10 protein-coding genes are annotated in these 14,740 nt (G+C 49.6%); 8 read left to right on the top strand and 2 right to left on the bottom strand.

Translation table 11 applies throughout. The annotated features are described in order from the left end of the window. Positions 1 to 190: 190 nt before the first annotated feature. The 4 genes from C7452_RS04945 (at position 191) to C7452_RS04960 (ending at position 8,464) form a co-directional block, all read left to right on the top strand. Positions 191 to 2,293 carry a histidine kinase dimerization/phosphoacceptor domain -containing protein gene (locus C7452_RS04945; RefSeq protein WP_115892404.1) on the top strand — a complete coding sequence of 701 codons (2,103 nt, stop codon included), beginning with the start codon at positions 191 to 193 and terminating at the stop codon, positions 2,291 to 2,293. Positions 2,294 to 2,584: 291 nt separating this feature from the next. Further along, positions 2,585 to 4,159: a pseudomurein-binding repeat-containing protein gene (locus C7452_RS04950; protein ID WP_245942845.1), complete on the top strand. Its 1,575-nt coding sequence runs from the start codon at positions 2,585 to 2,587 to the stop codon at positions 4,157 to 4,159. Between the two features lie 191 nt (positions 4,160 to 4,350). Then, on the top strand, positions 4,351 to 5,994 hold the full coding sequence (locus tag C7452_RS04955; protein WP_115892406.1) for a cation:proton antiporter: 1,644 nt from the start codon (positions 4,351 to 4,353) through the stop codon (positions 5,992 to 5,994). A gap of 361 nt (positions 5,995 to 6,355) precedes the next feature. Next, a complete protein-coding gene (locus C7452_RS04960; protein ID WP_170130295.1) occupies positions 6,356 to 8,464 on the top strand; it encodes a pseudomurein-binding repeat-containing protein in 2,109 nt (702 codons plus the stop codon). A gap of 156 nt (positions 8,465 to 8,620) precedes the next feature. Here C7452_RS04960 and C7452_RS04965 read toward each other — a convergent pair whose 3' ends face one another. Continuing rightward, positions 8,621 to 10,315, bottom strand: coding sequence for a sensor histidine kinase (locus C7452_RS04965; RefSeq protein ID WP_115892408.1), 1,695 nt, complete (start codon positions 10,313 to 10,315; stop codon positions 8,621 to 8,623). Positions 10,316 to 10,536: 221 nt separating this feature from the next. Between C7452_RS04965 and C7452_RS09240 the strand changes: the two genes are divergently transcribed. The 4 genes from C7452_RS09240 (at position 10,537) to C7452_RS04980 (ending at position 13,037) form a co-directional block, all read left to right on the top strand. After that, positions 10,537 to 10,668 carry a hypothetical protein gene (locus C7452_RS09240; protein ID WP_281270439.1) on the top strand — a complete coding sequence of 44 codons (132 nt, stop codon included), beginning with the start codon at positions 10,537 to 10,539 and terminating at the stop codon, positions 10,666 to 10,668. 352 nt (positions 10,669 to 11,020) lie between these two features. Then, entirely contained in the window at positions 11,021 to 11,914 is an 894-nt protein-coding gene (locus tag C7452_RS04970) for an alpha/beta fold hydrolase (protein ID WP_115892409.1), read from the top strand. A gap of 67 nt (positions 11,915 to 11,981) precedes the next feature. Continuing rightward, positions 11,982 to 12,599 (top strand): hypothetical protein, encoded by a 618-nt coding sequence (locus tag C7452_RS04975; RefSeq protein WP_147299763.1) that lies wholly within the window; start codon positions 11,982 to 11,984, stop codon positions 12,597 to 12,599. A gap of 69 nt (positions 12,600 to 12,668) precedes the next feature. Next, a complete protein-coding gene (locus tag C7452_RS04980; RefSeq protein ID WP_115892411.1) occupies positions 12,669 to 13,037 on the top strand; it encodes a cupin domain-containing protein in 369 nt (122 codons plus the stop codon). A 142-nt stretch (positions 13,038 to 13,179) separates the two neighbouring features. Here C7452_RS04980 and C7452_RS04985 read toward each other — a convergent pair whose 3' ends face one another. Next, on the bottom strand, positions 13,180 to 14,352 hold the full coding sequence (locus C7452_RS04985; protein ID WP_115892412.1) for a CDP-glycerol glycerophosphotransferase family protein: 1,173 nt from the start codon (positions 14,350 to 14,352) through the stop codon (positions 13,180 to 13,182). Between the last annotated feature and the right edge of the window lie 388 nt (positions 14,353 to 14,740).

The raw sequence follows: 14,740 nt of genomic DNA on the forward strand, positions 1-14,740 counted from the left end.
ATGTCTATGCAGAGAATATCATCTCAGTAACAATCATTGTTTACCTGCACGCGGGAGATAACATCTTAGTGGATGTTAACACGCACAAGGTCAGTGTTACTTTACCGGAAACCGTAAAGGTATTTAATGGTAACCCGGATATAACCAGTATACCACCTCATTTTATGTATACTTTAAGAGATGTGGGAGGATGGACATCTACATAACCCTATCGGTACTGGCATCGGTATTCTATCTGGAGGCCGGAATGTACCCCCTCAAGCTGAGGAGGTGTAATCTGGAGTGGAGCTTCCTTCTCATAGCCATAGCACTGGCCCTGTGGGCACTGACATCCACACTCCTCCACACCACCTCAGGCGTGTACAGTCTGATATTCTACATGCTCTCGGGCCTCTCCATCATCCTGCTGCCAGCCCTATTCCTGAACTTTGCCCTGGTACTCTCTGCAGATGATGAAAGACCCGGTAAGTTCACCGTTATACCCATAATACCCTCCTTCCTCTTCATCTACCTGCTGCTTGTGGCCTCCCTTGTTAAACCGGGGGACATCCATGACCTCCTCTCATGGACCGGAGACTTCCGGGGATTATTTGAGGCCTACATGGTGGGTTATCTTGCCGTTGCAGTCTCACTCATATGGAACCATGCCAGGGTGGCACCATCCCACCGTGAGAGGAATATGACCACCCTCATATTCATCACATCATCCTTCAGCCTCATTGCAGCCCTCATCGTGACCACCCTCATCCCGTCAAGCCCCCAGAACATGAACACCCTGGGACAGATCGTGGGGATGATCGGAGCCGCAGGTATCGTCCATGGGATGGCCAATTACCATCCACCATCCATGAGCCCATCCCTTGCAGGTGAGAGCATAATAGATAAGGTCACCGACCTCGTAGTCCTCCTGGATGCAGAGGGAGGGGTGACAAAGCTCAACCAGAGGGCAGAAAGTGAACTGGGTGTGGACTCTGCAGGGGACTGGAGGGACATCGTTGCACCCGAACACCACGGCAAACTGGAGAGGGAATTTGAGGACATCAGGGAGAGGGCTTCATCCTCCAGGGGTGACTATCATCACAGGCCGCTATCCATTGAGTACCTGAGGTCAGATGGTGAGCGGCTCCCTGTGAAGCTCTTCATATCACTCATAAGGGAGGGTGCCGATGTGGTGGGCTACTCCATGGTGGCCCAGGACCTCCGCCACACACTCAGGCTGAGGGACAGGATAGAGGAAACAGAGAAGTCAGAGAAACTTACCAGGATGCGTCTCCATGAATTCAGGACACTCAATGAAGCCATAATCAGGATAAATCATAGCAACAGCCCTGATGAGCTCTTCAGGAACATCATGGGGCTCCTGAATGAGCATCTGGGCCTGTCTGATGGTGCTCTTTATCTCCTGAGGGATGGTGTCCTGAGTCCCCTGGAAGACGGCTTCAGCATTGATGACCCTGAGAAGATCCTTGGAGAACTGGATGACGCCGTGCTGGTGAGGGATGGGCTGATAGCGGTGGCACTGAGACATGACGATAAGACCCTCGGCTTCATGGTCTTCAGGAACGGGCATGAACCGGATGAATATGAGCTTAAACTGCTTGAGACTATGGGTGGAGAGGCTGCCTCGACACTGAAGAGGATATTCTATGAGAAGAGGCTGGTGGAATCCCTTGAGGAGACGGAGCTGCTATTGAGGGAGATCCACCACCGTGTCAAGAACAACCTGCAGGTGATCTCAAGCCTCCTTAACCTTCAGAGCAGCTACATAGATGACCCTGGAATCACCGGTGTGCTCAGGGACAGCCAGGGGCGCATCATGAGCATGTCAATGATACATGAGAAGCTCTACCGTTCAGGAAACCTTGCGGATGTGGATGTGCGGGGCTACATTGAGGGCCTTGCAAGGAGCATAATGTTCTCCTACCTGAGGCCTGATCAGCAGGTTGAGCTCAGATTTGAAATAGAGGACATCAAGCTCAACGTTGACACCATAATGCCCCTGGGACTCATAGTGAATGAACTTGTGACAAACGCCTTCAAGTATGCGTTCCCTGATGGTGGCGGTGAGGTGCGTGTTTCACTGGGCCGTGACGGTGATGGGTTTCTGCTTACCGTTGCAGATGATGGTGTGGGACTCCCTGATGACTTCAACCTGGACAGCCTCAGGAGCCTTGGGATGCTCCTTGTGAGGAACCTGACCGATCAGCTGAACGGTGAACTGGAGTACACCTCCAATGGGGGCACAGAGTTCAGGGTGAGGTTCTCGGAGGTACAGTACAAAAAGAGATTCTAAGAACCTGAAAAAACAGGATACACAACAAAATAGGGGCGTGTTTCTTCTAATTTTACTGCAACCCCCAGAAACCAGAAAAAGATCACAATCCATAACCTTTTCACAGCAACCCCCAGAACCAGAAAAAGATCACAATCCATAACCTTTTCACAGCAACCCCCAGAACCAGAAAAAGATCACAATTTATAAATAAAATCAGGGGCAGAAATATAGTTGCAGGATTCCGTCCTGCATTCTGGAGGCGATAGTATATCCCGTGGTATGCAACTGCTGTGCGTGCTGTTTGCATGCATGGTGTTACTTAATACCGGAGAGATCTATGCCCAGAACACACAAGGTGAAGAAGCACTGCTTCCTGATAACATGACAGCAAAAACCTGCAGTACAGTGATGGAGTCAAACTCCACAGTTGCAGTGGTTAATGCGAGTGCAGAGGCTAACAAGACTCTGGACTCTGCAGCGGGCCCATCCGTTTCACGGGCCGATGTTGAGGACGCCGCAGTCCGTGTCAACACCTTCATAGCAAAGAACAAACGCCTCCCCCTCACAGTTGAGGTTGGAAGCGTTAAGGTGAACATGGCACAGTTCCTGCAGCTTGAATCATACTACGTCCTCAACAGGACACCCACAGTGAATCAGGTTCAGTTGCCGGCTAAAACATCAGGGACCATGCTCAAAGGCTCAATTTACCTGAAGGATTACCTTGAAGTTGCAGGCAGGGTCCTCTCGTCAGGAGGGGCGCCCGGATACATAGGCTTCAGGGACCAGAACATAAGATTCGAATCACTTGTGTGGCTATTTGCAAGGGCAATTAATTTTAAAGTTACAAATCAGCGACTTCCAAACTACATCAAACTCAACGAACTCAACTCTGTGAAATCCTCCACCCCCACCAGTAATAATTCCGGCAGCAGCGATGCTGCCAGTGGCAATTCAGGTTTCACCAGGGAACAGATACTTGCAGCGGCCAAATCACTGAAGAACTACATTGACAGGAGTCAGAGCCTACCCGGGTATGTGCAGGTGGCAAACCAGCGGCTTGGTATAGCCCAGTTCCTGCATCTAATGGTTAAATGCCTCAACCAGATAAATCTGGGGAAGAACACCCCGATAGCACCGGTAACTGCCGGTGAGGCAACGAAGCCTGCAGGCGATGCCAGGGGTACCCTCAAAAGGTCAGAGTACCTCAAGGTGGCATCCGGCGTTCAGGGGTTCATGGAGAAGAACCATAGGGCCCCAAATTATGCAGGATCAAGTAAAGGTAGAATCTCGTATGAGAGCCTTGTATACTCCATTTCAAGGGTCCTGAGCTTCTACAGCACCAACAAGAGACTTCCGAACACCGTGACCGTAACGAGGCTGGCGTCCTCCCTGAAGAACAGGCCAGAGAATGACCCCTACAATGGTGAGAGCACCGCAAGGTACCTCGCCTCATCAGCCAGCTGTCCCGTGGACAGTCCTGATATCAGATCCCTTGCATCTGAGATAACAAGGGGGCTGACCTCGACGTTTTCCAGGGCGGAGGCCGTCTTCAACTGGGTGCGTGACAACATAAACTACAGCTTCTACTACAACACGAAGTACGGCGCAGTGGGCACACTCAAAAAAAGGACAGGAAACTGTGTGGATCACACACACCTCCTTGTTGCCCTGGCCAGGGCTTCAGGGATACCTGCCAGGTATGTGCACGGGACCTGTAACTTCACATCAGGTAAGGTCTATGGACATGTCTGGGCCCAGCTCCTCGTTGGCGATACATGGTACGCTGCAGATGCAACAAGCTCAAGGAACAGCCTTGGAGTTGTGAACAACTGGAACACTTCCAGCGCAGTGATAAAGGGCATATACGCGAGTTTACCGTTTTAGAGGTTAATAAACCTCATTTTTTCTTTTTCATGGTTCTCCCTGTGAGATATAAAAGCCAGAATAACAGGGACCACTGCCAGCAGATCAGAGCACCGGAATAAACACCATATACAATACTCAGAATAAGGATAATGAACACCGGATACAAAAGCTAATTAGAGGCCGGCCAGAGACAGTTAAATGGTGTTAACATGGACGTTCCACTCATGAGGGAGATTGTCATAATATTCAGCCTGGCACTCATGGTCCTCCTTCTGCTCAACCGGGCCAGGATCCCCGCCATTCTGGGCTTCTTTGTGACCGGGGTGATAGCCGGTCCATCTGTCCTCGGGGCTGTGTCATCAGGGAGTATTGAGAGCCTCGCTGAAATTGGTGTCATACTGCTCCTCTTCACAATTGGACTTGAAATGTCAGCTGAAAGGTTCGGGGAGTTCAGGAGAACAGCCCTGATAGGTGGAACCCTCCAGATATGTCTGACGGTCTCGGTGGTGGCCATCCTCACCCTGGTGCTGGGTCTGGACCCTGCTAAGGCCGTCTTCATGGGTTTCCTCATATCCCTCAGCAGTACAGCGGTGGTCCTCAAGGTCCTGCAGGACTTCCACGAGACCGAGGCACCCCATGGACAGGCCTCCCTGGCCATCCTCATATTCCAGGACGTTGCAGCCGTGCCCATGATCCTCACAGTGCCCTTCCTGGCAGGGGTGGTGAGTGACCCCTCATCGGCGCTGGGAACCCTCCTCACAGCTGGAGCTGTGCTCCTGGGGACCCTGGTATCGGCAAGGTGGCTTGTACCCGGACTCTTTGATGTGGTTGCAGCAACCGGGAGCCGTGAGATATTCCTCCTGACCGTCATACTTGTATGTGCATCCGTCACCTGGCTCACAGGGGAGGTGGGGCTCTCACCAGCCCTGGGGGCCTTCCTGGCGGGCCTCATCGTTGCAAACACAGACTACGCCCACAGGGCCCAGGGGACGGTGCTCCCCTTCCAGGAGGTCTTCCTTAGCTTCTTCTTCGTCTCCCTGGGAATGCTGCTGGATCTGAGGTTCTTCCTGAGCCATCTCTACCTCATAGTCCTGGCGGTGCTCGGGGTTCTCCTCATAAAGGTGGTCCTTAACAGCCTCGTTGGATTCGTCCTGGGCTACTCTGCCAGGGTTGTGGTCCTTCTGGGCCTTGTCCTTGCACAGATCGGTGAGTTCTCCTTCATACTCTCTGAGACCGGGCTGCATTACGGTCTCATGGACCGTTTAACATTCCAGGCCTTCCTCTCGGTTTCACTGATAACCATGGCCATCACCCCCTTCCTCATATCGCTCTCACCCAGGATCTCAGATAGGATAGTCCGCGCAGACCTCCACCCCCGGATAAAGAATGGAAGGGTCTACAGGAGGCCCTCGGTGGACCTGAGGGACCACCTGATAATCATAGGTATGGGTATAACCGGGAGGAGGCTTGCGGATACCTGTGAGGACCATGTTATACCCTACATAGGCCTGGATGTCAACCCTGAAGCCGTGAAAAGGGCCCGTGAGGAGGGTCTCAATGTATACTATGGAGATGGGACGCACCTGGCCGTGCTGAGGCACTTCAATGTCCCGGAGGCTGCGGTGATGGTGGTTGCCATTGCAGACTACCGGTCCACGGTCCATGCCATCCATGAGGCCAGGGCGCTGAATGAGGGTATGAAGATAATAGCGAGGATAAGGGGATTTGAGAATACTGAGATGCTCTACACAGCAGGGGCCGATGTGGTGGTTTCAGAGAAGCGTGAGGCTACCAGGAGGATCTCAGATGAGATATTCAGCTGTTACAGTGGTGTCTGTGAGCTTGAGGAGTGAGGGAGTTATGTGGAGAGTTGATCAAACATTGTATTACCCCCTTAATCTGACATGCACAGACCTCCTTCTCTGAAAATCGGTTATATGGTGGCTCTGAATTCAGATCCGGAGCGCGAATGCTCTTATCTTTGTAGGGACGGTTATCCAGACTCACGTAGCATAATGAAAACCATGAAAGACTCTAATATTGTCTTATTTGATTTAAAAAGTTCTAATAACGTCTTTTTTCAATTTTTAAACCGCAATGTTTATATATAAAGGCCTTTTTAAGAGTCTATATGGGGTTTTTAGCCCCAGTGGAGGCGGTAAAATTTCGAGAAAGCTGAACATTCTAATAGCCCTTGTTCTGGTGCTTTCCTTCATGGGCTCAAATGTGGCGTCTGCCGTTGAAATGGCAGACAATAGCACAGAGGATATGGAAGCCCAGAACACAACACAAACACAGGAAAACACAACAACAGAACAGAACACGACAGACACAGCAGAACAGAACACAACACAAACACAGGAAGACACAACAACAGAACAGGCACACGGCGCCATCTGGGTCAAGGCCTATGACATGGGAAAGGTCAACCTCAGTGAACTCAAAGGTAAGGGTATATCTGATGTTTTCCTTGAGCAGCTGGCCTTCAATGATGAACGCTTCAGAGCAAACCTCACCTCATTCCTTGGTAACGCTTCAGCCCAGGGTATAAGGGTGAGTGCCTGGGTCATCTGCCTCAGGGATGCTAACGGCAAATGGGTTGACCCAACCGGCAGGTACGCCTACAATGTTACAACCACCAGCAAGGTTACGGTCCAGGAACCCTACAGGTACTATTACACTGTAACGGTGAAGAAGGCCTACAGAACCTATGTGAAGAAGTGGTACAAGTCATGGTACAAGTACAGGGGCAAATGGAGATACAAGTGGAAGTACCGCTACGTTAAGAAAACCTACTACAGGTATGTTAAGGTGACGCGTTACACCATAAAGTACAGGACAGTCACAAAGACGGTTACCAGTACAGAGACAAGATACGGCTACAACACAACCTATGCAGAGCAGTTCATTAATAACCTCACCCGGAGGGTGCTATCATACACCAGCATTCCAGGGGTTGGTGGGATCCACCTCGACTATATCCGGTACCCTGGAAACGCATACCAGGTGCCCAACTCAACAGCAACCATAACAGGGATAGTCAGGAGAATCAGTGAAGCCGTTAGATCTGTTAACCCCGGGCTTCTACTGTCGGCTGCCCTGATGCCAGAGAAGGGAGCAAATGCCTACTACTATGGTCAGAACTACACCCAGCTTGCAGAGTACCTGGACGTCCTTGTGCCGATGGTCTACAAGGGTAACTACCGGGAGGATTCCTCCTGGATACAGAATGTAACTGCCTACATCAAGGCCAAGAGCCCAGGTGCAGAGGTGTGGACCGGACTTCAGACCTACAGATCCGACAGTGATGTGACGCCCATCCCTGCAGATGAGCTCATTGGAGATATAGATTCAGCCCTCCGTGGAGGAGCCGACGGATACGCCCTCTTCAGGTACGGGTTGATCGATAAAGACTTTCTAGGTGGGATACCATCCGCAAAAACAAAGCCGTCTGCTGAAAATTCACTGACCGCATCGATGATCATGGATGCCGCCAGCAGGGTTAAGGCATTCGTTGAGTCAAATTACAGGCTCCCCAACTATGTTAGCCTCGGCGAGAGTCAGGTTACACCCGCCGGATTCCTCTACCTGCTGGCAGAGTTCCTCACCGGTAAGGATCCTGTACCCGGATCCTTCAGTGAACCATCAGCCACAACCCTTAAGGCTTCAGGGACAATCCAGAAGGATGAGTACCTGCAGATCGCGTCACAGGTCCTGAGCTACATGTCATCAACAGGCACTGCGCCATCACAGATATCATCCAGTGCAGGGACCCTGAGCTTCAACGTCCTCCTTTACAGCCTGTCAAAGGTTGTGGCATTCCAGGAGGATAATGGAAGGCTCCCCAACTATGTCACTGTTGACAGTTCCATCTTCTCAGGCAGCTACCTGGCCTCAACAGCGAACTGCCAGGTTACAAGTACAGAGATAAGATCCCTTGCAGCAAGCATCACCAGGGGTCTGACCTCAGTGACTGCCAAGGCGACAGCGATATTCAACTGGGTGCGTGACAATATAAGCTACAGCTTTTACTACAACACCAGGTACGGTGCAGTGGGCACACTCAAAAACAGGACAGGAAACTGTGTTGACATAACACACCTCCTGGTTGCCCTTTCAAGGGCTTCAGGCATAGCAGCCAGGTATGTGCACGCCACATGCACATTCGTCTCAGGGAACACCTATGGCCATGTCTGGGCACAGCTCTACATCAATGGTTCATGGGTTAACGGCGACGCATCAAGCAACATGAACTCCCTTGGAGTCATAAAGAACTGGAATAGCGCCAGTATAAAGGGCTACTACGCGGAACTGCCATTTTAAAATTTTTTTTATTTTATTTTTTTGATATAGAAGATCCAATTTAACAGCTACTTTTGAAAAACTGGATCCTTGACGGGAAGATCCCATTCAACAGGCTAATCCCTTAAAATCCACAACAAACCTGATCTCTATATTGAAAACCCGCACAGGTACCCACTAGGTTCTCTTCATGTATTCGAGTTCCCTGAACCTGAGGGACACCGCCGTACCATGATCTGATTCTATCTCAAGTTCACCCTCAAGCTGATCTGCAAGGGCCCTCATGAGCGACAGGCCAACGGTACCATCAGGTACACCCTCCATGCCGGTACCATCATCCTCAACCCGCAGGTAGAGGAGCCCATCTGATTCCATCGTCACGGTGATGCTGCCCTCCCCTGAGGGGAAGGCATGCCTGATTGAATTGGTAACCGCCTCATTTATGAGGAGCCCCAGGGGTATTGCGGTTTCAAGGTTCACCCGGACATCTGCATCCACCTGGAAGTGGATACCGTAGACCCCATAGGCGCTTACAAGTCTCTCAATGAGCCTTGTTATGAAGGACCCCATATCAACGCCAGTGAAGTTTCCGCTATCATAGATTGTCTCATGGAGGATAGCCATTGCCCTCACACGGCTCTGGGCATCCCTCAGGACCTCACGGGCCTCCTCACTGGCATTCATGGCCTGGATATTGAGGAGACTCATGATTATCTGGAGGTTATTCTTGACCCTGTGGTGGACCTCTGCAAGAAGAGCGTCCCTCTCACCTACTGTGGACTCGAGGGACCTCTGTATCCCAATAAGGTCCGTGATATCTGTGAGTGACACGATGTATCCAGTGAATTTTCCGTCAGAGAACCTTGGAACCATCCATCCCGTGTAGTGGCCATCACCCACCTTCATCCGTTCAATCATGACAGGTTCGCCACTGGATGATGGTCGTGGAAGATCCATGATCCCCAGTTTTTTCATGGCAGAGTTCCTGTAGATAATGCTCCCCTCATGGTCAAAGACCGCCACAGCCTCTGCAAGGTTTTCAACAACATCCCTGAAGAACTTCTGGGCCTCGAGGAGGTCCCTCTGGTATTCTGATCTCTTCTCATCTATCCTGTTGAGTTCATCCGATGCCAGGATAACAACTATTATGGTCAGGGAGGACGTCATCCCCATGAGGAACACCTCCCCGAATCCCGGGAAGAGCCTCTGACTTATCTTCATGGTGAAGAGGCCCAGGAGGGTTATGCTGGCTATCATGATGGGGATGAGCAGCCTGGCCAGATGGCCGCCGGTGAAGGACCTGTGTATTGGTGCAACTATACCCTCCTCAGGGTAGAGGCTAAGGAATGATGCAGATGTGAGGAGGTGGAGGATGGCGGTGTAGAATGCCATCTGGAAGTACTGACTGTAGACCCCGACACCTCCAAGGTATCCTGTGACCACGCAGTAGGCCACTGTCCCGGCTGAAAAGGCGAGTACCTGGGGTGCCGTGTACCTTGAGGACGAGAAGAGGATCAGTATGATGGCGTAGATGATGAAGAGGATTGATGATATGAAGCGGGAGTTTGAACCGTACCCTGTGATGGATGTCTGAAGGTACCCGGTGACGGTGAGGGTGTAGAAGACAAGTAGAAAGGTTGCAATGTAGAGTGCTGGGGTTCTGATCCGCTTTGAGAGGAGAATTATGGTTGACCCCAGCGTCAGGAATACTGCTGCTGTCATCGGCTGTGTGGGTGGTGATCCCAGGATCTCTCCCCTGAGCTGGGGGATTCCCATAAGATGGCCCGTGATTGTGAGGGATGATAGGATTATGACTGCAATGGCAAATGAAAGTGAGAGTCTCCTTGCAAGGATTGCAGAATCAGGTTCCAAGTTTAACACCCATAGAATTTCTGTGGGATCATGTAATAAAATCTTTCGAATACTTGCAGCACAGCTGATCCATGATTTTCAGTAAGGTGGGACCTGGACGCTCTTAAGATCTGTGCATCTGAAAGGAAAATTATCACTGTACAGATGAAATAGGCAAAAAAAGGTATATATTAATAAAAGTTTTAATTAATTTATAACTATTGTGTCTGGTTGGGGGTGCCATGAAACGCCTTTTCTGCCCGCTTTGCAGGGCCAATGTTGTGGCCGAGGTTTATGGCAGCCAGAGGGCGCACTTCTACTACATTGTATGTCCATCATGCGGGGCCCGCATATGCCTTGAAGGAGGGCAGTGAGACGCCTGACGTCATATCTCACATGTTATGACTCATCTCAGCAGAGTCCACAGTCTCCTTTATAATGGAGTGGGTGGGTTATTCCCGGTTTTGTCTCAAGATCAGGGAACCCGTCAGAGGATGGCTTTCCAGGAGCTCCGCCCTTAACCCATCCTTCACCCTGCCGGCCCCGGTATACCGTCAGCAACCGTTTAAGGATTTTCCTCCAGTAGTGTTGAGGAGGGGAGCCGTCATGGCACTTAAGCAGATATCTGAATTTTTCACACAGATGAAAGATTAATTAATCAGCGGTCAATATTTCTGAGTTTCCACACAGATGAAAGATTAATTAATCAGCGGTCAATATTATCATATGGAACCCTTTATTAAAGCGGGACTGGTTCTCATCACCCTGATCCTCGGTTCAGTCCCGGTCCATGCAGAACCTGTTGCCATTCCCCGGGTGAACATGGATGGTCCGCCCTATGAGGGGATGGTGAGGGAGGTCCATGGTGAGGGGAGTCAGAGGTACTGGATATTCAAACCTGCAGCACCCGGAAGATACCCTGTGGTGGTCCTCATCCATGGCTGGGCAGCCACTGAACCCATCTTCTATATGGCCTGGATAAGGCACCTTGTAGGGGATGGTATAATCGTGGTCTACCCCCGCTATCAGAACCTCCTTGATACCAGCTCAGAGAACTTCACAGAGAACAGCGCCTACGCTGTAAGAAAAGCCCTCGGTGACCTGGAAGGTGAATTCAATGGAAGACTGTACATTGCAGGGCACTCAGCAGGCGGGATCATAGCGGTCAACCTCGCAGCGAGAGGTGACATCCCCAAACCCTTGGCGGTGCTCTCAATCCAGCCAGGGGACTCAGAGGGTGGAAGGAAACTCCAGAACCTCTCAAAAATCCCGGGGGACGTCATCCTGGTTGTGATGGCCGGTGACGCGGACAACATCACGGGCACCGCTGACTCCCACCGTATAATGAGAATGACCCCCCAGATACCACCCGACAGGAAGATCTTCCTCCTTGTACAGTCAGACAGGACACTGGTGGCTGATCATCTCTCACCACTTGCGGTCTCAGACGAATACGGTCTACTCGTGGATAACCTTGATTACAGTGGCTACTGGAAGGTCCTTGACATCCTCATCGACCTGGAAGGTGACAGCCTCACCTCTGCAGATATGGATGAACTAACAGGGATGGGGACCTGGGATGATGGGAGACCGGTGAAGAGGATGAAGATAATCACTTAACATTGAAGGCAGATAATTGATAGTGTTCAAGGGGATCCTTGAAGAGATGACAGAATGGAGGAATTTAATGGACAGGAAAGTGCTCATAATCATTGCCGTGGCTGTGGTGGCCGTCGCGGCACCTGTACTTGCAGTTGGGGTCTTTGATGAGGCCATATTCTCACAGATACCCTACAGTTACACATCCTACACATCCATACCCTCAAATAAGGCGGGGGAGGCCTCACTTGGAGGATACTACTCCATAAACGGTACCGGGAGGGACTTCAATTTCAGCATAGTCCTCCCGGGGGCAGAGAACTTCGACACACATGAGGTCAACGGTACACGCATATGTTACAATGAGAGCGGTCTGAGCGGCACCGGACACATAGATCACATCGACGTCACCTGGGACACCATCTACCTCCTCCTCAGGGGTGACCTGAAGTCTGCGATGTTCAGTACACCGCTGAGGGGCCACTACAGGATGACCTGCGCTGCCTGGGACGGTGGCGGGAACTTCAGCAATGACGGCAGGATCTTTAAGGGGGACTTCAGGATAAACGGGGTCGAGACATTCTTCGGCGGGAACTTCACCCTGAGGTCAGAGAATGGCCGTATAGTTCTGAGTGCAGACTACATCCACCACCCCCAGGGAAAGCCATGGGAGGCCCGGAGGGTTAAAAAGGACTTTTACATGTGAACTCCAGGAGGATCTGCAATGACCCGGGTTAAAAAGGACTCTTACATGTAAACTCCAGGAGGATCTGCAATGACCCGAAGGAATATCAGGGACTGCGAATATTTCAGGGCCGCTGATGGGAGCCTCCTCTGTGAGCTCCTGCACCCAGACAATGAGGGCCTGGATATGGGCTTCAGCCTGGCCCACGCCATCCTCAGGAGAGGTGAGGCCTCGGAGCCCCACCGTCTGAGGGAGTCGGTGGAGGTCTACTACATCATGGAGGGTGAGGCCACCATGCACATCGATGATGAGTCATTCACAGTGAGGGAGGGCGACGCCATCCATATACCCGCCGGTGCTATCCAGTACATTGAGAACACCGGGGAGTCGGAGCTCTCATTCCTCTGCATCGTCTCCCCTCCCTGGCATAGGGACGATGAGGAACTGATAAAGAAATAGTAAAAGAAATTGAATTAAAATGCAGAGGATATCAAATAAAAAATGAGTTCATGACCATTCTTTCTATAATGTTGTGTGCAGCATCTACTTGATATCCTACATTCTGCTTTTCTAGAAACCTCCCCTTTACAAAATGAAATGGTTATAACTTATCTTCGAAGACGAGCTTGTATAGTCTTTCAGAGGATTTATCATCCTTGTAGTAATTTACGAGGTCGTTTATAACGTTTCTTTCTTCTTGATAATATTCCGGGTTTTCTATGCTTTTTTCCAGTTCTCCCAGGAATTCTTTGAAGTTTTTGACCTTGGGCCCCGGCGTCCAGAATTCGAATGGTTCCAGTACGAAGCCCCTTTTCTCCCGATATTCTTCAAGATCAGAGACTATAAAGATAATGGGCCGATCCAGTAACAGGAAATCAAAATAAACTGATGAGTAGTCTGTTATTAGGATGTCGACGCATCCCATTATATCATAGATATCTATGAGATTTTCTTGTAAGGTTCCTGTATTTATGAGTTTAATGTTCTCAGCGTCCTTAAAGTATGCTGTAGCCTTCTCTTCCTCCAGTCGATGGAACTTCACAAGGCAGAGAACCCCATGATCCTTTAAGAATTCCTGAAAATCATTTATATCAAAATCAGGGAGATTAAAGTTATATGATATAAGCTGCCCATCCTCCCTATAATCAGCTGACCTGAATGTGGGTGCAAACAAAATAATCTTGTTATACCTGGCTGGATCAATCTTTAAAATTTCCAGAATTCTCTCTTGACAGCCCTTAAAAAGTTTATCATTCCTTGGCTGACCAGTTACAAATATGCGTCTCGCGTCTTGATTGAAACAGGCTGCAAGAGCATTCCTCATGATGGTGGAAGTCGCTATAAGATAATAATTCTCATCATCGAAGTTAAATGGCAAAGCAACATCTCTATTCTCAGCATAGCCCATAGCCTTTAAAGGCATGCCATGCCAAACATTAACAAAAACCTGGTTTTTTGTTCTCGCTGGATGGCTGCCATGTGATGTTACAATATACCTTGATCTTAAAAACTGCCATAACCTTCCAAGGGTGGATCTTTTATACTGTGGGACATCAACCTCTTCCTGTATTTCGTCTACAGCCCACACCAATCTATACTCAGTTTTTTTGGAACTTATATAATCATATAATGCCTTGGGATTATCTGAAAACTCAGGGCTACTGTCAAATATTATCTGATTACGTTTAGGTATTAAATAATTTATTAATTTAATAATGAGCGTGAAGAATGAGAGGAATTTCTCCTTTGTCAATTTTAGGATTGCTTTTAGCATTGTCACTCCTCCACAGTCGATTAGTCGTCCTGGTTATCTTATTTAATTTATGAGATAACTATAAAGTTTTTAGCCGATCTAAATTAAAAGCCTTAATGCCATAGATAGCCTCTCTTACCAATCAAAATTATCGTCTTAAGAGCCCATAATCAGGAAAGATGATGCGGAGGTATCTAAGATGCTGCTTAAACTGACGTGTTCCTGATATGTAACCGCCAGTTCCCTTATATGTCCAATTGAAGAATTTTCATCTCCCTCGGATAAGTACTGAAACCATATCATCTAAATCACTGCGTCCATTTATACTGAATTCATTGAATGGTTTCTAAGCCATGGAGCAGCGGTGAGTTCACTGTCATAGATGAATGTCTCATACTGTCTTCACAAC

This window comes from Methanothermobacter defluvii (assembly GCF_003385755.1).
Lineage (GTDB): Archaea > Methanobacteriota > Methanobacteria > Methanobacteriales > Methanothermobacteraceae > Methanothermobacter > Methanothermobacter thermautotrophicus.